14 protein-coding genes are annotated in these 22,385 nt (G+C 57.6%); 10 read left to right on the forward strand and 4 right to left on the reverse strand.

What is annotated here, in order from left to right; genetic code table 11:
• Positions 1 to 172: 172 nt before the first annotated feature.
• The 3 genes from bcsG to bcsE are packed head-to-tail and all read right to left on the reverse strand — an operon-like array spanning position 173 to position 3,579.
• Complete coding sequence (gene bcsG, locus ACSOSI_RS00560) at positions 173 to 1,825, reverse strand: cellulose biosynthesis protein BcsG (RefSeq protein ID WP_261414578.1); 1,653 nt, start codon at positions 1,823 to 1,825, stop codon at positions 173 to 175.
• Complete coding sequence (gene bcsF / locus ACSOSI_RS00565) at positions 1,809 to 2,024, reverse strand: cellulose biosynthesis protein BcsF (protein WP_017891241.1); 216 nt, start codon at positions 2,022 to 2,024, stop codon at positions 1,809 to 1,811. Before bcsF ends, bcsG begins: the two co-directional genes overlap by 17 nt.
• A complete protein-coding gene (gene bcsE / locus ACSOSI_RS00570; protein WP_012004617.1) occupies positions 2,011 to 3,579 on the reverse strand; it encodes a cellulose biosynthesis protein BcsE in 1,569 nt (522 codons plus the stop codon). Before bcsE ends, bcsF begins: the two co-directional genes overlap by 14 nt.
• 198 nt (positions 3,580 to 3,777) lie before the next feature.
• Here bcsE and bcsR point away from each other — a divergent pair, with 198 nt between their 5' ends.
• From bcsR to ACSOSI_RS00615, 9 genes are all read left to right on the forward strand, one after another.
• Positions 3,778 to 3,969: a cellulose biosynthesis protein BcsR gene (bcsR, locus tag ACSOSI_RS00575; RefSeq protein ID WP_017891243.1), complete on the forward strand. Its 192-nt coding sequence runs from the start codon at positions 3,778 to 3,780 to the stop codon at positions 3,967 to 3,969.
• 3 nt (positions 3,970 to 3,972) lie between these two features.
• Positions 3,973 to 4,710, forward strand: a complete 738-nt coding sequence (bcsQ, locus tag ACSOSI_RS00580) for a cellulose biosynthesis protein BcsQ (RefSeq protein ID WP_476706396.1) — start codon at positions 3,973 to 3,975, stop codon at positions 4,708 to 4,710.
• Positions 4,707 to 7,310, forward strand: coding sequence for a UDP-forming cellulose synthase catalytic subunit (bcsA, locus tag ACSOSI_RS00585; RefSeq protein ID WP_012004620.1), 2,604 nt, complete (start codon positions 4,707 to 4,709; stop codon positions 7,308 to 7,310). Before bcsQ ends, bcsA begins: the two co-directional genes overlap by 4 nt.
• A 55-nt stretch (positions 7,311 to 7,365) precedes the next feature.
• Entirely contained in the window at positions 7,366 to 9,675 is a 2,310-nt protein-coding gene (gene bcsB, locus ACSOSI_RS00590) for a cellulose biosynthesis cyclic di-GMP-binding regulatory protein BcsB (protein WP_261132818.1), read from the forward strand.
• A gap of 5 nt (positions 9,676 to 9,680) precedes the next feature.
• A complete protein-coding gene (bcsZ, locus tag ACSOSI_RS00595) occupies positions 9,681 to 10,793 on the forward strand; it encodes a cellulose synthase complex periplasmic endoglucanase BcsZ (protein WP_218217403.1) in 1,113 nt (370 codons plus the stop codon).
• The gene (gene bcsC, locus ACSOSI_RS00600; protein ID WP_476706397.1) at positions 10,775 to 14,248 is read left to right on the forward strand and encodes a cellulose synthase complex outer membrane protein BcsC; all 3,474 of its coding nucleotides are present in this window, start codon (positions 10,775 to 10,777) and stop codon (positions 14,246 to 14,248) included. Before bcsZ ends, bcsC begins: the two co-directional genes overlap by 19 nt.
• A 290-nt stretch (positions 14,249 to 14,538) precedes the next feature.
• Positions 14,539 to 16,545: a biofilm formation regulator HmsP gene (gene hmsP, locus ACSOSI_RS00605; RefSeq protein ID WP_012004624.1), complete on the forward strand. Its 2,007-nt coding sequence runs from the start codon at positions 14,539 to 14,541 to the stop codon at positions 16,543 to 16,545.
• Between the two features lie 293 nt (positions 16,546 to 16,838).
• Positions 16,839 to 18,128: a dicarboxylate/amino acid:cation symporter gene (locus tag ACSOSI_RS00610; RefSeq protein ID WP_017891250.1), complete on the forward strand. Its 1,290-nt coding sequence runs from the start codon at positions 16,839 to 16,841 to the stop codon at positions 18,126 to 18,128.
• A 282-nt stretch (positions 18,129 to 18,410) separates the two neighbouring features.
• Positions 18,411 to 19,904 (forward strand): M16 family metallopeptidase, encoded by a 1,494-nt coding sequence (locus ACSOSI_RS00615; RefSeq protein WP_017891251.1) that lies wholly within the window; start codon positions 18,411 to 18,413, stop codon positions 19,902 to 19,904.
• Positions 19,905 to 19,931: 27 nt separating this feature from the next.
• Here ACSOSI_RS00615 and ppiC read toward each other — a convergent pair whose 3' ends face one another.
• Positions 19,932 to 20,213 carry a peptidylprolyl isomerase PpiC gene (ppiC, locus tag ACSOSI_RS00620; protein WP_017891252.1) on the reverse strand — a complete coding sequence of 94 codons (282 nt, stop codon included), beginning with the start codon at positions 20,211 to 20,213 and terminating at the stop codon, positions 19,932 to 19,934.
• A gap of 109 nt (positions 20,214 to 20,322) precedes the next feature.
• Here ppiC and rep point away from each other — a divergent pair, with 109 nt between their 5' ends.
• Entirely contained in the window at positions 20,323 to 22,347 is a 2,025-nt protein-coding gene (gene rep / locus ACSOSI_RS00625; protein WP_476706398.1) for a DNA helicase Rep, read from the forward strand.
• Positions 22,348 to 22,385 lie beyond the last annotated feature (38 nt).

Here is a 22,385-nt window from a genome sequence, read left to right on the forward strand (position 1 = left end):
ATTAATAGCGCTTATTTCTCTTAACGAAATCCTGACGAAATAATCGTTAGTTAGGAATCTTCGCACGATCATAATAATTGAATCGCTTAAGTTTAACTTTGCCTGATATCGGCTATAAAAAAGCACGCCCGAAGGCGTGCTTAATAATAACGGGGCAGACTCTTAGCTGCATTTACTGGGGGTAAGGCACCCAATCACCGCCGTTCAAGCGGATGTACGGTTTACCCTGGTATTGCATCACGATGGCGTTGTCATTCTCCGAAATGACCGCCGTCTGCGGCAGGTTCTGCGTCAGCGCCTGCCAGTCGACGCTTGGGGCGGCGAACGCTTTACCGTCGACCAGGCGTGAGACCAGCTCGGAAAGTGCCAGGTAGCTGCTCGGCGTCTTAATCTGCAACGGACTGCCCTGATGCGGCGCTTTCATGCCCACCAGTTTGATCCCCACTGGCGTATGGGTAATGTTCGGGCTGGGGATATCCCGCAGGCCGGACATCTGCATTTTATCGCCCACCAGGGCTGCGCCGTGCTCCGGTACAATCACCACCATCACCTTGCGTCCGGATTTCTCCAGTTGGTCAAGGAAGGTATTCAACTGGTCGAACAGCTTCTGCGCCCGTGGCTGATAGTCCGCGCTCTTGTTCGAACCGACAAAACGGTTACCGTCATGCAGCGGAATGATGTTGAAGAAGGTGGCGCTGCGGGTATCGCCGGCCTTTTGCTGCTGGCTCAGCCAGCGGGTGAGCAGCTCCAGATCGTTGTAAATCGGTTCGCCGTCAAACGACGCCAACTCATTGCCGATACCGGCCTGAGACATCAGCGGGGCCTGCATATCGCCCTGTTCGCGCAGCTCTTTGAGGAAGTTGCCGAACACGCCGGAGTGATCGAGCATCAACTGTTCTTTGAAACCCAGCTTGGCCAGATTATCAAACAGGTAGCACTGCTGATTCACCGGTTGATACAGATCGTGGTGTGAGGGTTGACCGCAGCTGGCGCGCAGCAAACGGATGGCCGCCGGGCCGCTGTAGGCGGTCGCCGAGTTGAAGTTGTCGAACATAATGTCCATCTTCGACCACAGCGGGTGGTTTTCCAGTTTCACCGCATCCATGTCGGCCCAGGCCAGCGAACAGATATTGATCACCAGCAGGTCGAACGGCTGAGCATCGGCAGGCAGGCTGGCCGGGAAAGCGGTGGCGCGGGCCTTTTCCTTATCGTAGAACTGGTTCAGATAGGCCGTCAGGTTGGCGCTGGTGGGTGGAGCACTGTCCGCCGGGGCGCTATCACCGCCAGCCGCCGGGGCTGTCGCTGCCGGTGTGCCGCTGGTGGAAGCGGTGCTGCTGGCGGGCAGCAGTGACACTGCCGGGCCGGCAATATTGACCAGGTTCAGCCACACCAGCGCGGCAACGGTGAACACCGTCACCCGTATCCACTGGGATAAAAACAGATAGGCAATCAGCATCACAAAGGCGGCGCCAATCATCTGCCAGTTGATAAAGCGGTTGGTCAACTCCAGCAGATACTGGGCACTGAAGCCGGTCAGTTGCGAACCCTGGCTCATGATGCTGTTGATGCCGGGCAGCCAGGTGTCGTGATAGAACAGCGCGAAACCGATCGGGATCGCCAGGTAATGGCGCCAGCGATGCACGCGCAGCGCCGGTATCGGCATCAACAAAAATGCCATGAACACCAGGTTTGGCAGTGCGTGGAAATTCAGGTAACCGAACCACAGCAGGGCAAACTTGGCCAGGAAGTAGTAGTTCCAGCCCCCCAGCCCACGCCAGTAGCGCCACAGGGAGTTATCGGATTGCGGGTTATTTGTTGGCTTCATGGCTGTTTTTACGCTTAATCTGGGATGAAGAACCTTCGCGCACCCATAACCCGGCGGATTTTAAATAGCGCGGTGATAACAACAGGTTTTGCCAGTATTGACGCCAGTGCGGGAAACGCCGATGAAAGGCATAGCCCAGTGGAATAAAAATAATGGCGCACAGGATAATCAACTGCACAATATCGCTAAGGTTCAACATGCTTGTTCTCCTGTGCCGTGGTGGTTAGCGTGAAGGCCACCGGTTGACGGCGTTCCTGCGGGCTTGCTGCCTCGGCGGCGGTTTGACGTGGTGCCACCGCGGCGGTCGCCGCGCCCAACGGAACCGGGGCGTTGTGCGCCAGCCGTTTGATTTCTGAAATAATATCTACGTCCTGATGCCAGACCACCCGGTTGCTGAAGGCTTCGTCTACCGGCAGGCGGAAGATAAATTTCAGGGCGGTATCCAAATCGTTAATTCGGCAGGTGGAGAGGAACAGCACCAGCCGGCCTTGCACCACGGTCATCACGTCGCCGAAGCGGCGCAAAAAACACAGGGTCATTGCCTGTTCGGCACGCAGCCCCGGCGCCGGGCGCAGTGCGACCATCACGCCTTTACCGTCCTCCGGCAACAGCGTGTTGCCCATCAGCGAAATGACTGCCTGACTAAAATCATCCGGCCGCATGTAGCCCTTCAACTGCAACGGCCGCAACCCGGCCAGCAGGGCGTCGATATCTGCCGGAACGTGGCGTGAGAAGCGTTGCCCCTGAATGCCTTCAAGCATGGTCAGAAAGCGCGACAGCGGTGCCACGTGCGGCACAATCAGGTTGGCGCCGCAGGCCAGCAGCAGGCGTTCGTCGCTGTAACGCAGGCTGGCGCTCATCTCGCGCACCACGATTTTCAGCCCGTTGCCGCGTTGGCGGCGCAGGCTGTGGATTTGGTGTGCCAGTGCATCGATTTCATCGCTTTGGTACAGCGCAAAAATCAACGTTGCCGAGAGTGTCAGCATGCCGTGCTGCGCCAGTAGCGCATTACTTTCCAGCAGTTGCCAGTTGGCCGACAGCGGCGGCGCACCTTCCAGAATGCTCTGTTGGGCCAGATAAAGTCCTTCATCGCTGCGAATGGAGGTCGGCGAGGGTTTGTTGTTGTCATCGTCACCCTGCCAGCCGTTTTCACCGGCATACAGCGTCAGCAGTTGGTTGGCATTGATGCCGTTTTCGGTACTCCACCAGTTAACCAAATACTGTGCGCTGTCCTGTTGCCACTGCAGGCTGGACAGGCCGTTAAGGATCCGGTGCTGGGCGCTGAGTTGCCCCTTGAGCTTGTTGACGCCGCCGCCGTGGCTGAGGATCAGCAGCGTGCAGCCTTGTCGGCGTAACCAGGCGCCGGTAGTGCGGGTCCAGTCGCGCAGTTCTTCACTGGTGAAGGTTTGCCACAAACTGGCATGGGCCAACAGGATTAATAAGCGGTTTTGGGGTTTTAAGGCGCGCATCAGGTCGTCGCTGAAATGCGTCAGCGCGGCTTTTTTTTCCGGCAGCTGGTACAGCGGAATTTTTTTCAGCGCCGGTGAGGCAAGTTCGGCCAGCAGTCGGTCAGGTTTATCCCCACTGCAAATCAATGCCACCTGGCTGGTTGCGGCCTGGGCGGCCAGGGTTTGTTGGCAAAGCAGGTTAGCATCGGTTTGACGGTCGATATTCACCCAATACAGACCCGGGGCCTGCATGACAGACAGTTCTTCCCAAACCTGCCGAATACCTAATGAGAAAGATTGCGCCATAGGTTATGTTTCTACTTTCGTTGAAAGTGTCGTCGTGGCCAACTGAGCATTGCTATTCAGTCATATTATCATTGGGATCAATAATAACAAATCTTACATTCTGTGTAATAATATCTGTTAGGAATCATCTTATTGGCCATGTCTTTTTATTAAGTTGCTATAGTTAATTAACATTAGCCTATTTTTAAAGGCGGCAGAATGAATAATCAATTAACGCGCTTTCATGCAGTAGTACCGCCAGAAACACAGGATGATCTGCTGGCCCTCAGTCATGCATTTTCCTTACCCAAATTAAGTTATATCGATATTTCGCGTCAGGAGCGTTTAACGCAGATGATGACTCGCTGGCCGCTGCTGGCCGAACTGGTGCAGAACACGGGGAGCCACTAATTTATGCCAGTGATTGCGCTGCAGGGTTTGCGAGGCGGGATGGGCGCAACGTCGGTCACCGCGGCGCTTGCGTGGGCATTACAGCAATTGGGCGAGTCGGTGCTGGCCGTCGATTTCGCGCCGGATAACCTGCTGCGTCTGCATTTTAATACGCCGTTTGAGCTGCCACGCGGCTGGGCCAGGGCGGAGCAGGACGGCGGCGAATGGCAGCAGGGCGCGATGCGCTACTGCGAAAACCTCGACTTTCTGCCCTTTGGTCAGCTCACCGCGGCAGAACGGTTAAATTTACAACAATATTGCCGGCAACATCCCACCCGCTGGCAGGAGAATCTGGCGCAGCTAAGCGCCAGTACGCAGTACAACTGGATCCTGCTGGACTTGCCGGCGGATGACCCCCTGTTGGCCGCGCAGGCACTGCCGTTGGCTGACTGCGTATTTATGCTGATCGCCCCGGACGCTAACTGCCAGGTGCGGTTGCATCAACAGGCGTTACCGGAAGGCTGCCGTTTCCTGATTAACCACTATTTCGCTGCCAGCCAGCTCCAGCAGGATTTGCATCAGCTATGGCTGCAAACCCTGGGCGGGCTGTTGCCGGTGGTTATCCACCGTGATGAGGCGATGGCCGAGGCGCTGGCGGTAAAGCAGCCGCTGGGCGAGTATCGACCGGAAAGCCTGGCCGCAGATGAAGTGCTGACGCTGGCCAACTGGTGTCTGATCAACCTGAAGGATACGGCGCCATGAGCCGGGTGATGAGCCTGCTGCTGGTGCCGCCGGTCCAACAGGCGGTGCAGACGCGTTATCGCGCCTATCGTCGCCATGGCTCATCGGCCTTTACCGCCTTTTTCACTACGCTGCTGGTGGCGTTGGGCTGGATTTTTCTGCGCTTTGAATCGCCGGGCTGGCAACGGCTGCGGGCCGGTCGTGCCTATTGGTTCCCGCATCTGTCGTCTAGCCGCCCGCGGCCGGCGGATGTACTGCGTTATCTGGTGCAGGGATTGTGGCTGTTGGTGTTCCGTACCGATCGCGAGCCGATGGACCATCAGCGTTTCGCCGGTTGGCAGCGCCTGCAATTGCGCTACGCCAACTGGCTGAAAACTATCCCGCAACGGCTGGAAAATGCCGGGCTGGAGCAGCGCTCGGTAGCACGGCTGAGCCGGATGAACCAGCGAGTGCGCCGCGTGCTGTTTATTATTGTCGGCGTATTGGCGGCGATCCTGGCGATCCTGTGTATTTCTCAGCCGTTCGACCTGCCTGCGCAGTTTGTGTTTGTGCTGTTGCTGTGGGGCATCGCCATGGTGGTGCGCCGGGTACCGGGCCGCCTGCCGGCGCTGATGCTGATCGTGCTGTCGCTGACCGTGTCCTGTCGCTACCTGTGGTGGCGCTATACCGCCACGCTGAACTGGGACGATCCGCTCAGTCTGACCTGCGGTCTGCTGTTACTGGTGGCGGAAACCTATGCCTGGGTGGTGCTGGTGCTGGGCTATTTCCAGACCGTCTGGCCGCTTAACCGTCAGCCGGTACCGATGCCTGCCGACAGTTCGACCTGGCCGACCATCGATCTGCTGGTGCCAACCTACAACGAAGATCTGGGGGTAGTGAAGCCCACTATCTACGCCGCACTGGGCATCGACTGGCCAAAAGAGAAGGTCACCATTTACATTCTCGACGACGGCAACCGGCCTGAATTCAAGGCCTTCGCCGAAGAGGTGGGGGTGAAGTATATTGCCAGGCCAACCCATGAACACGCCAAGGCCGGTAACATCAATAACGCACTGAAACAGGCGACCGGTGAGTTTGTGGCGATTTTCGACTGTGACCACGTGCCGACGCGCTCTTTCCTGCAATTGACCATGGGCTGGTTCTTCAAGGACAAGAAGCTGGCGATGCTGCAGACCCCGCATCACTTCTTCTCGCCGGATCCGTTTGAACGCAACCTCGGGCGTTTCCGCCAGACACCGAACGAAGGCACGCTGTTTTATGGCCTGGTGCAGGACGGCAACGACATGTGGGACGCGACCTTCTTCTGCGGCTCCTGCGCTATCCTGCGGCGCAGTGCGCTGGATGAAATCGGCGGCATTGCGGTGGAAACCGTTACCGAAGACGCCCATACCTCGCTGCGTTTGCACCGTCGTGGGCATACCTCGGCCTATATCCGTATCCCGCAGGCGGCGGGGCTGGCGACCGAAAGCCTGTCGGCGCACATTGGGCAGCGTATTCGCTGGGCGCGGGGCATGGTGCAGATCTTCCGGCTGGATAACCCGTTGTTCGGCAAGGGGCTGAAACTGGCGCAGCGGTTGTGTTACGCCAACGCCATGCTGCACTTCCTTTCCGGCATTCCGCGGCTGATCTTCCTCACCGCGCCTTTGGCTTTCCTGCTGCTGCACGCCTATATCATCTTTGCTCCGGCGCTGGCGATCGCGCTGTACGTGCTGCCGCATATGATCCACGCCAGCCTGACCAACTCGCGTATTCAGGGCAAATACCGCCACTCTTTCTGGAGCGAGATTTACGAGACGGTGCTGGCCTGGTACATCGCCCGGCCGACCACGGTGGCGCTGTTTAATCCGCACAAGGGCAAATTCAACGTGACCGCCAAAGGCGGGCTGGTGGAGGAGGAGCATGTCGACTGGGTGATTACCCGGCCCTATATGTTCCTGGTGATTTTGAATCTGGCCGGGCTGTTCTTCGGCGTCTGGCGTCTGGGCTACGGCCCGGCGGATGAAGTGATGACGGTGATCATCAGCCTGGTGTGGGTCTTGTACAACATGACCATCCTCGGCGGCGCGGTGGCGGTGGCGGTAGAGGCCAAGCAAGTTCGCCAGGCGCACCGGGTGGAGATTGCCATGCCGGCCGCCATTGCTCGTGCCGACGGCCATCTGTTCCCCTGCACGCTGCGCGATTACTCCGACGGCGGGGTGGGGATTGAGATGCGCGTGGCGGACGCGCTGAAAGACGGTGACAAGGCGTCGTTGTTGCTCAAACGCGGTCAGCAGGAATACAGCTTCCCGTGCGTGGTCACGCGCGCCTTCGGCAGTAAGGTGGGCATCCGCATGGTAGGCCTTAGCACCCGTGAACATATTGATTTTATTCAGTGCACCTTTGCCCGCGCCGATACCTGGGCGTTGTGGCAGGACGGGTTCCCTGAAGATAAACCGATCGAAAGCCTGCGCGACGTTCTGGCGCTGGGCTTCCGGGGTTATATACGTATGGCGGATTACGCACCGCCGATGGTGCGCCGCCTGCTGGTTGGAACCACGACGCTGATTGGCTGGATAGTGTCATTTATCCCGCACGGCGTCGGCAGGGCTCCAGCCTTCAGCCAAAAAGAGACAGTGGTATAGGCAAACCGCCCGCTTACTCGCCTGGCCCCCAGGCTCTAACATTGATGATGATACGATGACGAGAAAAATAACCTGGTTTACCGCCCTGGCCTTAGGCATCAGCACCCTGTCTCAGGCTGAAACTGCCACCGCGCCGACCGTTGCCGCACAACCGCCGCTGGCGGTGCCAGCCGACGCAGCGGTTACGACACCCATGGGATCGGTCGCGCCGCAGGATCCGAATGCGCCGGTGCGTGACGTGCAATTGCCGTTTGCCAAGATTGCGCCGCCGCCGGGCACCTTTACCCTGCGTGGCACCCGGCCGGATGGCCAGGTCGAATTCGGTGTGCGCAGCGATGAAGTGGTGTCGCAGGCGATGCTCGACCTGGAATTCACCCCGTCACCTTCGCTGATCCCGGTGGAGTCGCACGTCAAGGTGTACCTCAATGACGAACTGATGGGCGTGACCACTCTCGCCAAAGAGCAGCTCGGCAAACCCAATCGTATCCAGATGGCCATTGATCCGCGCTATATCACCGATTTTAACCGTGTGCGGCTGGTGTTCGTTGGTCATTACCAGAACATTTGTGAAAACCCGGCCAGCACCACGCTGTGGCTCGAAGTCAGCAAATCCAGTTCGTTGAATCTACGCTACCAAACCCTGCCGGTGAAAAACGAGCTTTCGCATTTCCCGGAGCCGTTCTTCGACAGTCGCGACAACCGGCCGCTGACCTTGCCAATGGTGTTTGCCGGCCAGCCGGATATCACCCAGCAGCGGGCTGCGGGCATTCTGGCCTCGTGGTTCGGCAGCAAAGCGCAGTGGCGCGGCCAGTCGTTCCCGACGCTGTATAACAAGCTGCCGGAGCAGCATGCCATTGTCTTCGCCACCAATAAGCAGCGCCCGGACTTCCTGCGCGATTATCCGCCGGTCAACGGCCCGACGGTGGAGATGATCAGCCATCCGGATAATCCGTACATCAAGCTGCTGCTGGTGCAGGGCCGTGACGACAACGACCTGATCACCGCCGTGAAAGGCATTGCGCAGGGTAACATCCTGTTCCGTGGCCAGAATGTTACGGTGGACAAGGTCGAACAACTGGCGCCGCGCCGGCCGTATGACGCGCCTAACTGGGTGCGTACCGACAGGCCAATGACCTTTGCCGAGCTGCAGCAGTATGCTGAACAACTGCAGACCAGCGGCATTGAGCCTGGCCCGATCTCGCTGACCATGAATCTGCCGCCGGACCTGTTCCTGATCCGCAGTACCGGCATTGATATGCATCTGAAATATCGCTACACCGCGCCGCGCATTCAGGACGGCTCGCGCCTGAGCGTCAGCCTGAACAACCAGTTTGTGCAGGCCTATTCGTTGGTGCCGGAGCATGAGCAGGGCGCTCAACTGTTACGTTTGCCACTGACACAGGGACTGATCGACTCGGACAAGAGCGTCAATATCCCGGCGCTGCGGCTGGGAGCCACCAACCAACTGCGTTTCGACTTTGACTACACCACCCTGCTCGCCAGCGGTGCCGAAGGACGCTGTGAAACCTACTCCTTCACCGCCAACCATGCGGTGATCGACGGTTCATCGACCATTGATTTCTCCGGTTACCGCCACTTTATGGCGATGCCGGATCTGCGTGCCTTTGCCAACGCCGGTTTCCCTTTCAGCCGTCTGGCCGATCTGTCGCAGACCCTGGTGCTGGTGAACAAGCAGCCACAGCCATCTCAGGTCAGCGCATTGCTGAACGCGATGGGCGTTATCGGCGCCCAGACCGGTTATCCGGCGCTGGCGGTGACGGTGAGTGACGACTGGTCGCAGGCCAAGGAACGCGATGCCGATATTCTGATGATCGGCACTATTCCGCCGGAACTGCGGGACGACAAAAAAATCAACCTGCTGGTGGATGCCACCCAGAGCTGGGTGAAGCAGCCGACGCGGCAGTTGCCGCTGCCGACCATGGACGTGCTGGCGGAGGATACCAAGGCGGACAGCAAAACCACCATCAGTTCAGAAGGGGCCATGTCGGCGATTGTTGGCGTGCAGTCACCGTTTAACGATCAGCGCAGCATTGTGGCGTTACTGGCCGACAGCCCGCGTGGCTACGACCTGCTGAACAATGCACTGCTGGACAGCGGCAAGCGTGCGGCGGTGTTTGGTTCGGTGGCGGTGATCCGGGAATCCGGGGTGAACAGCCTGCGCGTGGGCGACGTTTATTACGTCGGTCACCTGCCGTGGTGGGAGCGTATCTGGCATGCGCTGTCGACTCACCCGGTGTTGCTGGCAGTGATTGCGGTCGTGGTGGTGGTGATCCTGGCGCTGTTGTTGTGGCGTGGTTTGAAAGCCTTCAGCCGTCGTCGCCTGTCGCCTGAAGATCGGGACTAATCGCTATGCCTGCGGCATTGAAGCGTCTGACATTCGGCATGTTGCTACTGTGCTCATTCAGCGCGGTAGCCACCTGCGAGTGGCCGGCCTGGCAACAGTACAAACAGTTTTATATCAGCGAGCAGGGACGGGTGATCGATCCGAGTAGCCCGAATCGAATCACAACCTCGGAAGGCCAGAGTTATGGCCTGTTCTTCGCGCTGGTGGCCAACGATCGACCTGCTTTCGACCAACTGCTGACGTGGACGGAAAATAATCTGGCGGCGGGCGATCTCAGCGCCCATTTGCCTGCCTGGCTATGGGGTGAGGACGATAAAAAGCAGTGGACGGTGCTGGACAGCAATTCGGCCTCCGATTCCGATCTGTGGATTGCCTATAACCTGCTGGAGGCGGGTCGCCTGTGGAAAAGCCGTCGCTATCAAACTCTCGGTACCCTGCTGTTGCAGCGTATTGCCCGTGAAGAAGTGGCTGATATTCCCGGCCTGGGGCTGATGTTGTTACCGGGTAAGGTGGGGTTTGTGGCGGAAGATCGCTGGCGGCTCAACCCAAGCTACCTGCCGCCGCAACTGTTGGCGCGTTTTGCCGCGTTGAACGGCCCATGGCGTGCGATGCAGCAAACCAATCAACGGCTATGGCTGGAGACGGCCCCCCACGGCTTCTTGCCGGACTGGGTAGTGTGGCAGGTGGGCAAAGGCTGGCAACCGGACACCGTCAAGCCGAACATCGGCAGCTACGACGCCATCCGGGCCTATTTGTGGGCCGGTATGCTGGCGGACGACGATCAACACAAGGCGGCGCTGCTCAAGCAGTTGCAACCTATGGCACAGCTCACCGTTCAACAGGGCGTGCCGCCGGAGAAAACCGACACCGCCAGCGGCAAAACCACGGGTAACGGCCCGGTAGGTTTTTCTGCCTCGATGTTGCCGATGCTGGCCAATCAACCCGAGGCGTTACAGGTACAACGCCAACGCATTAAGCAAAACCCGCCGGGCGACGACGCCTATTTCAGCGCCTCGCTGGCGCTGTTTGGCCAGGGATGGGATCAACAACGTTATCGTTTTAATCGGCAGGGTGAACTTCAACCCTCCTGGGGCGGCCAATGCGTAACTTCCGAATAAACTGGCTGGGGCTGGTGCCTTTAAGTCTGGCAATGCTACCGCAGGCGCAGGGGGCAGAAACCGTCGCGCCGGAACAGTGGCTGCTGGAGCAGGTGCGCGTTGGCGAGGCCGGCAACAAAGATGAGCTGGTTCGCCAATCGCTCTACCGGCTTGAACTGATGGATCCGAACAACCCGGAGGTGATTTCAGCGCGTATGCGCCTGGCGTTACGCCAGGGGAATCAGGCATTGGCGCAACAGCAGTTGGATAAGCTGAAAAAGATTGCGCCGCAGTCCAGCGCCTATCGCCAGGCGGAAATGAATATGCTGCTGACCCAAACGGAAACCCGCCAAAAGTTGCAGCAGGCGCGGCTGATGGCGACCGCCGGTCGTTTGCCGGAGGCCAAGGCGCAATATGACGCTCTGTTCCATGGGGATCCGCCGACGCTTGAGCTGGCGGTGGAATACTGGCGGCTGGTGGCTCGGCTGCCCGGGCAGGAAGCGGCGGCGCTGAAACAACTGCAGACGTTGGATCAGCAATATTCCGGCAACGTGCCGCTGCGCATGTCGCTGGCACGGATGCTGTTTAGTCAGGATCGTGACGCGCAGGCCTATGATTTACTGCAGAAAGTGGCCGCGGACCCGGCCGGTCGCGGGGATGCCGCCGATCTGTGGCTGGAGAAAGTGAAAGCCATGCCGGTCAGCCCGCAAAGCGTGGCGGCTCTGAACCGTTTTCTCGGGGTGTTTGAAACCGGCGATCAGGCGGTCAGCGCCCGGCAGGAACTGGCCCGGCAGCAGGCGTTGTTGTCCGACCCGACCTATCTGGCGCGGGTGCGTGGGCTGGCGCAGGTCGACAAGGGCGGCAGCCGTGCCGCCATTCCCGAACTGAAGAAAGCGCTGGCGGCTTCTCCCAATGACGCCGAAGTGCTGGGTGCACTGGGGCAGGCTTATTCCCGCGCAGGTAACCGTCCGCAAGCGTTGAGCCTGTTCCGCCAGGCGTTGCAGGCCGATAAAAGCGGCTATGGCAGCAGCAAATGGCAGAGTTTGATCAAGAGCAACAGCTATTGGCTGGCGGTCGACGAAGGTGACAAGGCGTTGAAAGCCGGCAATTTGGCGCTGGCGCAGCAAAAATACCAACAGGCGCGGCAATTCGACAACACCGACAGCAGTGCCGTGATCGGCCTGGGTGACGTTGCGGTCGCGCGTAAAGATGACTCCGCCGCCGAGCGTTTCTATCAGCAGGCGCTACGGCTGGATCCGGGCAGCGGCAGTGCGGTGCGCGGTCTGGTGAATATCTATCAGCGTCAGTCGCCGGAAAAGGCGCTGGCCTATCTCAACAGTCTGCCGCGCAGCCAGCAAAACAAAATGCGCAGTACGCTCGAGGGTTTGCAGCTCGATATGCTCAAGCAGCAGGCCGAGCAGTTGGTACAGCAAAAGCAATGGCATCAGGCGGCGGAAAAATATCGCCGCGCCCAGCAGATGGACCCCGATGACGTCTGGTTGACCTACCACTACGCGCAAACGCTGCGTCAGGCTGGGCAGTCACAACAGGCGGATGCCCTGTTTGCTCGGCTGGCGCAAAAACAGCGTGGCAACCCACAGTTGGCCTATGCCTATGCGCTGTATCTCTCCGGCAGCGATCGCGACCAGCAGGCGCTGGCAGAGTTGAATGCTTTACCCAGCGCACAGTGGAACGACAATATGCGCGAACTGGCGCAGCGTTTGAAAATGCAGGCGACGCTGGAGCATGCCGAGCAGCTACGCGCCGCAGGTGATGAGCCGGGTGCCGTGGCTTATTTGCGCCGCCAGCCGGCGGACACCCGAATCGACCTCCAGTTGGCCGATTGGGCGCTGGCACGGGGTGACTATGACGCCGCACTGGCTGACTATCAGCGGGTGCGGGTTCGCGAACCGAATAACCCAGATGCGCGACTGGGCGAAATCGAGGCCTATGTGGCGCAGGGCAAGCTGGGTGAGGCACGTCAACGGCTGCAAACCAAAGCGCCGGAGCCAACTCCCTCAGGCAACAGCGAGCGACGGGAGGCTAACGCCTGGTATGCCGTTGGCGAACCGCAAAAAGCCACCGATATCTTTACCCGGCTAAAAACCGCGGCCCAATCAGAGCCGGCAAGCCAGTCGAAGGCGTTGATTTACCGCGATGCGGCCCGGCTCGAGCGCGACCAACTCCAACCGGCGCTGGCGCAACAGGATTATAAACAGGCGATGGTGGCCAGCGGCATTGCGCCGAGCGTGCCGCAGGATAACGACAGTTATACCTATCTGACACGCAACAACCCGAGCGACGACTGGCTCAAGCGGGGTATTCGCTCGGACGCGGCGGATTTGTACCGTCAGCAGGACGTTAACGTCACGCTCGATCACGATTACTGGGGCTCGAGCGGTACCGGCGGTATCTCCGATTACAAAGCGCACGACACCATGCTGCAGGTGGATATGCCGTTGTACGACGGGCGGGCATTTTTCCGTTCCGATACCGTGCAGTTGGATGCCGGCAGTTTCTCTACCGACGGCAGCGGTAAATATTACGAGACCTTTGGCACCTGTAATACCCAGGGGTGTAGCGGCGACGAACATCAGAAAACCACCGGCACCAGCGTGGCGGTTGGCTGGAAGAACGATCGCTGGGCGGGGGATATCGGCACCACGCCGATGGGCTTCGACGTGGTCGACTGGGTCGGCGGGCTGGCCTACAGCAGTGACTGGAACCACATTGGCTGGACGCTGGCGGCATCGCGGCGGCCGATTTCCAGCTCATTGCTGGCGTTTGGCGGCACCAAAGATCCGAACACCGGCACCACCTGGGGCGGCGTACGCGCCACCGGGGTCAGCCTGAGCGGCAGTTACGATCGCGGCGAGGCTCATGGCGTCTGGGCCGATCTCAGCGCACATCAGTTGACCGGTAAAAACGTTGAGGATAACCAACGTGAACGTTTTATGGCCGGTTATTATTATAAGCTGATCAACGAAGATAACCGTCGCGTCACCGTCGGGCTGAACACCATGCTGTGGCACTATCAGAAGGATTTGAGTGGTTACTCTCTCGGCCAGGGCGGCTATTACAGCCCGCAGCAATATATGTCGCTGGCGGTGCCGGTCAATTATCGCCAGCGGACCGAGAACTGGTCATGGGAGCTGGGTGGGTCGGTGTCGTTGTCCCATTCGAAAACCAACAGTCAGCAACGTTATCCGCTGCAAGGACTGATCCCGGATTCACTGCCGGACAAGTTTGCGGTAGAAGACGGCAGCTCCTCTTCCGGTGTCGGTTATACCCTGCGGGCCATTGTCGAGCGACGCCTCAGTTCGCACTGGACGCTGGGGGCCGGGCTTGATATCCAGCAGGCGAAAGACTATACGCCAAGCCACGCGTTAATCTATCTGCGTTATTCGATGGCCGGTTGGCAAGGCGACCTGGATTTACCGCCGCAGCCGCTGACGCCATACGCCGATTTCAAGTAACCCAATTCAGGTAGATTCAGAGTGTCGGCACAGGGTAGTTTTGCTACCCTGTGTGAGTTTGGTCTATAGCCTGAGATACCCGGGCCTGGCGCACCGAGGGGCGCTATCACTAATAACCGGCTTTATAAGCCGCGTTTCATTAGGAAAATACTGAAACCCGCGGTTTTCTAGGTTTTGTCCTGGGTATGGCAAGATAAAAACAGCTGACAATCGAGTATACTCAGACCGGTCCGAGGGATGGGTATTATTCATCCCTTTTTTATTTCAGCCCGAATTAGCGGAGAGCAGGTTTGCGGGTCAGGCGTTCATTAACGATTAAACAGATGGCAACGGTTTCCGGCGTAGCGCTGGTGACAATCTGTATCTTTATCGTGATCCAGTTATTCCATTTTGTGCAGCAGCGCAGGGATGACTATGCCCAGCAACTGGAAAATATTGCTCATTCCGTACGCCAGCCGCTGGCGGAGGCCGTGCTGCGCATGGACGTGCCGGAAACCAAGCGGGTGCTGAATACCCTGCTGCCGGTCGGCATTCTGAGCCGGGCGGATATCGTACTGCCGAACGAATTCCAGGCATTACACGCCAATTTTCCGCCGGAACGCCCGGTACCGACGCTGATTGCTCGCCTGTTCGAGCTGCCAATCCAGATTTCCGTTCCGCTCTATTCGCTGGAGCGCGTGCCGGCCAACCCGCAGCCATTGGCTTATCTGGTACTGCAGGCCGATTCGTTCCGTATGTACCAGTTCATTCTCAGCATGTTGTCGACCATGTTATCGACCTATTTGCTGCTGGCGCTGATCCTGTCGGTCTCCATTAGCTGGTGTATGAACCGGCTGATGGTGCATCCGCTGCGGGCGATGGCCAAAGAGCTGGAAAATATTTCCCAGGAAGAGGCGCCATACCATCAACTGATGCTGCCGGCGTTACACCAGGACGACGAACTGGGGCTGCTGGTGCGCAACTACAACCGCAATCAGCAGCGGCTGGCCAAAGCCTATGCCGAAATGAGCCGCATGAGCACCCATCATCCGGTCACCGAGCTGCCAAATCAGGCGCTGTTCACCGCCCTGCTGGAGCAGCATATTGCCTCCAGCCTGCGGCCCGAGCGTTTTAACTTGCTGGTGATCAGCATTGAAACCCTGCATGAGGCCTCCGGCGTGCTCAATCCGGCAATGCGAGAAGTGCTGCTGTTGACGCTGGTGAAGAAGCTGCGTGAGTGCATCGATGAAAACGGCGTGCTGGCGCAGCTGAGCAAAACCGAGTTTGCCATTTTGGCCAAAGGCGTCGAGCGTCCGTTCCACGCCATGCAACTGGCGCGTCGTATCATGGCGCAGATTAATGCGCCGCTGAGCCTGCAGGAGATGCCGTTGCGACCCAGCGCCAGCATCGGTATCGCCCATTATCTTAATCCGGGGGAAAGTGCGGAGCAGCTATTGCGCAGTGCCACCTCGGCGATGATGTCGGCGCACCGCGAAGGCAAAAATCAGGTGCTGTTCTTCGAACCCAGCCTGACGGAACGTACTCAAAAGCGTTTGACGCAGGAAAGTGAAATTCTGCATGCCATCGAGCAGCGCCGTTTCACCCTGTTTTTACAGCCGCAGGTCGATATGCAGTCCAACTCGGTGATCGGTGCCGAGGCCTTGCTGCGCTGGCAGCAGTACGACGGCAGCTTTACCCTGCCGGCAGACGTTATTCCGTTAGCCGAAGAACTGGGCGTGATTGTGCCGCTCGGCAACTGGGTGCTGGAAGAGGCTTGCCTGATCCTGGCCGATTGGCAGGCCCGTGGCATTACGCTGCCGCTGGCGGTCAATGTCTCCCCAATCCAGATGAAGCATGAAGATTTTATTCCACACCTGAAGAGCCTGCTGGCGCAGTATCAGATTGATCCGCGCAAGCTGTTGCTGGAAATTACCGAAACGGTGCGTATTGACGATCTCGATCGTGCGTTGGCGCTGTTGCGGGAGTTACACGATTTGGGGCTTTCCATCGCGCTGGATGACTTCGGCATGGGATATTCCAGCCTTAATTACCTCAACCGATTGAAATGCCTGCCGATCGATTTGATTAAAATCGACAAGAGCTTTATTCAGGGCCTGCCGACGGACGACGCTATGGTGCGTATTGTCAGTTCGATTTCTGAGGTGCTGGCGCTGCCGGTGATGGCCGAAGGCGTCGAAAATGCCGAGCAGCGTGACTGGCTGTTGCAGCAGGGTATTCATAGCGGGCAGGGCTTTTTGTTTGCTCGTCCGTTACCGCGCAGTGAGTTTGAAGCCGAGTTCTGCCGGCCTCCGGCCTGATCCCCCTTTTGCCTTTCGCCATGGGTGACAGCCACGTCGCCCAATAATCCCGTCCGAAAATCGCCAGTGTTATCTACCTCTTTCGCGTTAGTGCAAACAATGGGTTACGCAATTTACAGCCTTGCATTTGGGCTGGCGCGTTTCAGCTCTTAAATTCGTATCAACATGTATCTATTGGTGCAACAAATTATTTCCATGTTGTTAGGTGGGTGTTATTTTCCGCGCAAGCGATGAACAGGCGAGATAACTAGACTACCGCCTGGTGCGTGTCTTCCCCCCCAAAGGATGTTCATATGAAACTCACTATCTTTAAGAGCCTCTATTTTCAGGTGCTGACAGCGATTACGCTGGGTGTCCTGCTTGGCCATTTCTACCCTGACATTGGCGCGCAGATGAAACCTCTGGGCGATGGATTCGTCAAACTGATTAAAATGATCATCGCTCCGGTGATCTTCTGTACCGTGGTGACCGGTATCGCGGGCATGGAAAGCATGAAGGCCGTAGGCCGTACCGGTGCGATTGCACTGCTCTATTTTGAAATTGTCAGCACCATTGCGCTGCTGATTGGTTTGCTGATCGTCAACCTGGTACAGCCGGGTGCCGGGATGAACATCGACCCTGGCACGCTGGATGCCAAGGCGGTGGCGGTTTACGCCGAACAAGCCCAGCAGCAGGGCATTGTCCCGTTCCTGCTGGACATCATCCCCGGTAGCGTGATCGGTGCTTTCGCCAGCGGCAATATTCTGCAGGTGCTGCTGTTTGCCGTGCTGTTCGGTTTTGCCCTGCATCGCCTGGGTGATAAGGGCCAACTGATCTTTAATGTGATCGAAAGCTTCTCCCGCGTGATCTTCGGCATCATCAATATGATTATGCGCCTGGCGCCGTTGGGTGCCTTTGGGGCAATGGCGTTCACCATAGGCAAGTATGGCGTGGGCTCGCTGCTGCAGCTCGGTCAGCTGATCGCCTGCTTCTATCTCACCTGCGTTCTGTTCGTGGTGGTGGTGCTGGGCTCGATTGCCCGCGCCAACGGCTTTAGCATTTTCAAGTTTGTTCGCTACATCAAAGAAGAGTTGTTGATCGTGCTCGGGACTTCCTCTTCTGAGTCGGTACTGCCACGCATGCTCGACAAGATGGAAAAGCTGGGCTGCAAAAAATCGGTGGTGGGCCTGGTTATTCCGACCGGCTATTCCTTTAACCTGGACGGTACCTCAATCTACCTGACCATGGCTGCGGTGTTTATCGCGCAGGCGACCAACACCCATATGGATGTTATCCATCAGGTCACGCTGCTGGTGGTGCTGTTGCTGTCCTCTAAAGGGGCGGCAGGGGTGACCGGCAGTGGCTTTATCGTGCTGGCCGCCACCATTTCCGCCGTCGGTCATCTGCCGCTGGCCGGTCTGGCGCTGATTCTGGGCATTGACCGCTTTATGTCCGAAGCCCGTGCGCTGACCAACCTGGTCGGTAACGGCGTGGCCACGGTGGTGGTAGCAAAATGGTGTAAACAGCTGGATGAAAAGCAGCTGCATGACACCCTGTCCAACAAGCCTGGCTCAGGAGCCGATAAAACACTGCCTTCGGCCTGATTTTATCCTCAAATCACCGGTTGCCACGGCAATCGGTGATGTTTTATCCCCCCGCGTAATGATTTCTTGCATTAAAAATACGGTTATCCATTATTTTTCACACTAATGAGTGACATCCGCAAAGGCGCGCGGTCTAACTCGATGGTACACTTTCTGCTTTCCGCCCCACTGTGAAACTCAGGGCGTTTTGTTTGTAGGCTGTTGGTCGCAGCCTAATATTCCGGTAAATGGAATATCCGCATTTGCATAAAGAAATTGGATAGTCATTAAGTAGGGGTTCACATGCAGGGCACCAGAATTCATCTCATAGCAGGTGGGCTGCTGTTGGCTGCAGCCAACAGCAGCGTGCAGGCTGAAGCACTACAACCCGACCCTGCCTGGCAGCAGGGGGCGTTGGCCAACGGGTTTTCATGGCAGATATTAGACACACCGCAGCGGCCGAGCGATCGCGTCGAACTACGGTTGATGGTTAACACTGGCTCTTTAGTGGAGTCTTCACAGCAGATTGGCTTCGCCCATCTGTTGCCGCGCCTGTCGTTGGCGCGCAGCGAAAGCTTTACGCCACCGCAGTTGCGTTCACTGTGGCAACAAAGCGTAGACAGCGACCGCCCACTGCCGCCGGCCATCAGTTCTTATGACTTCACCATTTATAATCTCAGTTTGCCGAATAACCGCCCAGACCTGCTGAAAGAAGCGCTGACGTGGCTTTCCGATACCACCGGCAAGCTGGCGATCGACGAACATACGGTGCATGCGGTGGTCAACTCCAGCATCGATCCGGTTGGCACTTTCCCACCGAATCCCAAAGATGCCTGGTGGCGCTATCGCCTGAAAGGCTCGACGATGCTGGCACACGATCCGGCCCAGCCACCCAAGCGACCGGTGAATGTTGATCAACTGAAGAAATTCTACCAGCAGTGGTACACCCCGGACGCGATGACGCTGTACGTGGTGGGCAAGGTAGACAGCCGTAGCCTGAGCGAGCAAATCAACAAAGCCTTCTCGCCGCTACAAGGCAAGCGTGAAACGCCGGCCCTGATGCCAACGCTGACGTCCCTGCCACCGCAGCCGGTCAGCCTGATCAGCGAACAGGTGAAACAGGATACGCTGTCGATCATGTGGGATGCACCCTGGCACCCGATCCGTGACTCGCAAAATCTGAGCCGCTATTGGCGCGGGGATATGGCTCGCGAAGCGTTGTTCTGGCATCTCCAGCAGGTGCTGGACAAGAGTGACCAGAAAAACCTGCATCTGGGCTTCGATTGCCGGGTGCAATACCAACGCGCCCAATGTGCCATCCATCTGGACACGCCAAACAACAACCTGAACAACAGCCTGGGCTTTATCGCCCGCGAGTTGGCTAACGTGCGTAATAACGGTTTGTCGCAAGACGAGTTTAACGCCCTGCTGGCGCAGAAAAACGATCAACTCAGCAAGCTGTTTGCCACCTATGCCCGTACCGATACGGATGTGTTGATGAGCCAGCGCCTGCGTTCGCAACAGAGTGGCGTAGTGGATATCGCGCCGGAGCAGTATCAAAAGCTTCGTCAGGAGTTCTTGAGCGGATTGACGCTGGAAGCGCTGAATCAGGAGCTGAAACTTCAGCTTTCGCAAGATGCGACCCTGGTGTTGATGCAGCCGAAAGGCGAGCCAGAGATGAGCATGAAGCAGTTACAGGAAACCTATAACGGCATTATGTCCCCGGCACCAGCCGTGGTATCGGAAGAAGTTAAACCTACCGATACCGCTCCAGCGCCGGAAACCAGCGCACAGTAAGAATAGAGGGGGCGCTTGCCCCCTCAATCAGCTGCGATACAGCACTTTGATGATGTGGTAGCCGAACTGGGTTTTGACCGGGCCGTAGGGCTTGAGCAGCGGAATGCTGAACACCGCTTTATCGAAGGCGGCCACCATGGTGCCCTTGTTGAACTCGCCCAAAGAGCCGCCATTGCGTTTTGATGGGCAAGTTGAGTATTTGCGCGCCAGGGTGTCGAAACTGACGCCGCGTTTAAGCTTGGCCAGCAGTTCATCGGCCAGTTTTTCGTTATCTACCAGAATGTGCAGGGCGCACGCCGTCTTTGCCATGGTATTGCCTTTATCGATACAGAAATTGCGCTGATTATACCCGTTAAATCTCATCGGTGCTTTCTGCTACAATCCCCTCCTACGTTATAAAGTCGAGCAATAAAGCGCCATGCGATTAAATCCCAGCCAACAACAAGCCGTCGAATTCGTTACCGGGCCCTGTCTGGTGCTGGCCGGTGCCGGTTCCGGCAAGACGCGCGTCATCACCAACAAAATCGCTCACCTGATCCACAACTGTGGTTATCAGGCGCGGCAAATCGCCGCCGTGACCTTTACCAATAAGGCTGCGCGCGAGATGAAAGAGCGTGTGGCGCAAACCATGGGGCGCAAAGAAGCACGCGGACTGATGATTTCCACTTTCCACACGCTGGGGCTGGAAATCATCAAACGTGAATATGTCGCGCTGGGGATGAAGTCCAACTTCTCACTTTTCGACGATCAGGATCAGCTGGCGCTGTTGAAAGAACTGACCGAGAAATGGCTGGAGAATGACAAGACGCTGGTAGCGCAGCTGATTTCCACCATCTCCAACTGGAAGAATGATCTGGTCGATCCCCAGAAGGCGATGGAGCTGGCGCGCTCTGAACGCGACAAGCTGTTCGCGCATTGCTACGGCCTGTATCACGCGCATATGCGTGCCTGTAACGTGCTGGATTTTGACGATTTAATCCTGCTGCCGACTCTGCTGCTGCAGCGCAATGAAGAAGTGCGCGAACGCTGGCAGAACCGTATTCGTTATCTGTTGGTGGATGAATATCAGGACACCAACACCAGTCAGTACGAACTGGTGAAGTTGCTGGTGGGTAACCGCGCGCGTTTCACCGTGGTGGGGGATGACGATCAGTCGATTTACTCCTGGCGTGGTGCGCGTCCACAGAACCTGGTGCTGTTGAAGGAAGACTTTCCGGCACTGCAGGTGATTAAGCTGGAGCAGAACTACCGCTCCAGCGAGCGTATCCTGAAGGCGGCGAATATCCTGATCGCCAATAACCCGCACGTGTTTGAAAAACGGCTGTTTTCCGAGCTGGGTTACGGCGAAGAGCTGAAGGTGGTGACCGCCAATAATGAGGATCATGAGGCCGAGCGCGTCGTCGGGGAGCTGATTGCTCATCACTTCGTGAAGAAAACCAACTACGGCGATTATGCGATCCTTTATCGTGGTAACCATCAGTCACGGCTGTTTGAAAAAATGCTGATGCAAAACCGCATCCCTTACAAAATTTCCGGTGGCACCTCGTTTTTCTCGCGGCCGGAAATCAAGGATCTGCTAGCCTACCTGCGTGTTCTGACTAACCAGGATGATGACAGCGCATTTCTGCGCATCGTTAACACGCCAAAGCGCGAGATTGGCCCGGCAACGCTGCAAAAACTGGGTGAGTGGGCCAATCAACGTAACAAAAGCCTGTTCCGCGCCAGTTTCGATCTCGGCCTGAGCCAGCACCTGACCGGTCGTGGGTTAGAGTCGCTGCAACGCTTCACTCACTGGCTGGACGGGATTGCTCAGTTGGCGGAGCGTGAGCCGATAGCCGCGGTGCGCGATCTGATCCGCGGCGTAGATTACGAAAGCTGGCTGTTTGAAACTTCACCCAGCCCGAAAGCCGCCGAAATGCGCATGAAAAACGTCAATACGCTGTTCGGCTGGATGACGGAAATGCTCGAAGGCAGCGAGCTGGACGAGCCAATGACGCTGACCCAGGTGGTAACGCGCTTTACCCTGCGCGACATGATGGAACGCGGCGAAAGCGACGAGGAACTGGATCAGGTTCAGTTGATGACGCTGCATGCTTCCAAAGGGCTGGAGTTCCCCTATGTCTTCCTGGTGGGGATGGAGGAGGGGTTACTGCCGCATCAGAGCAGCATTGACGAGGATAACGTCGATGAAGAGCGGCGTTTGGCCTATGTGGGGATCACTCGCGCCCAAAAAGAGCTGATTTTCACCCTGTGTCGCGAACGTCGCCAATATGGCGAACTGGTGCGGCCGGAACCCAGTCGTTTCTTGCTGGAGCTGCCGCAGGATGACCTGGCGTGGGAAAGTGAACGTAAGGTGGTCAGTCCGCAAGAACGGATGCAAAAAGGGCAGAGCCATCTGGCGAATATTCGCGCCCAGTTGGCTAAGGCTAAAGGCGGAAGTTAAAATTAAGGGCGCTATTGGCGCCCTTCAGACTACTGACA

The sequence above is a fragment of the Serratia sp. AR11 genome (assembly GCF_056376275.1).

Bases quoted from the DNA above. Each gene is read 5' to 3' on its own strand.
- bcsG (WP_261414578.1), bottom strand. From the start codon at position 1,825: ATGAAGCCAACAAATAACCCGCAATCCGATAACTCCCTGTGGCGCTAC.
- bcsF (WP_017891241.1), bottom strand. From the start codon at position 2,024: ATGTTGAACCTTAGCGATATTGTGCAGTTGATTATCCTGTGCGCCATT.
- bcsA (WP_012004620.1), top strand. From the start codon at position 4,707: ATGAGCCGGGTGATGAGCCTGCTGCTGGTGCCGCCGGTCCAACAGGCG.
- bcsQ (WP_476706396.1), top strand. From the start codon at position 3,973: ATGCCAGTGATTGCGCTGCAGGGTTTGCGAGGCGGGATGGGCGCAACG.
- bcsR (WP_017891243.1), top strand. From the start codon at position 3,778: ATGAATAATCAATTAACGCGCTTTCATGCAGTAGTACCGCCAGAAACA.
- ACSOSI_RS00610 (WP_017891250.1), top strand. From the start codon at position 16,839: ATGAAACTCACTATCTTTAAGAGCCTCTATTTTCAGGTGCTGACAGCG.
- bcsC (WP_476706397.1), top strand. From the start codon at position 10,775: ATGCGTAACTTCCGAATAAACTGGCTGGGGCTGGTGCCTTTAAGTCTG.
- bcsZ (WP_218217403.1), top strand. From the start codon at position 9,681: ATGCCTGCGGCATTGAAGCGTCTGACATTCGGCATGTTGCTACTGTGC.
- bcsE (WP_012004617.1), bottom strand. From the start codon at position 3,579: ATGGCGCAATCTTTCTCATTAGGTATTCGGCAGGTTTGGGAAGAACTG.
- ppiC (WP_017891252.1), bottom strand. From the start codon at position 20,213: ATGGCAAAGACGGCGTGCGCCCTGCACATTCTGGTAGATAACGAAAAA.
- bcsB (WP_261132818.1), top strand. From the start codon at position 7,366: ATGACGAGAAAAATAACCTGGTTTACCGCCCTGGCCTTAGGCATCAGC.
- rep (WP_476706398.1), top strand. From the start codon at position 20,323: ATGCGATTAAATCCCAGCCAACAACAAGCCGTCGAATTCGTTACCGGG.
- ACSOSI_RS00615 (WP_017891251.1), top strand. From the start codon at position 18,411: ATGCAGGGCACCAGAATTCATCTCATAGCAGGTGGGCTGCTGTTGGCT.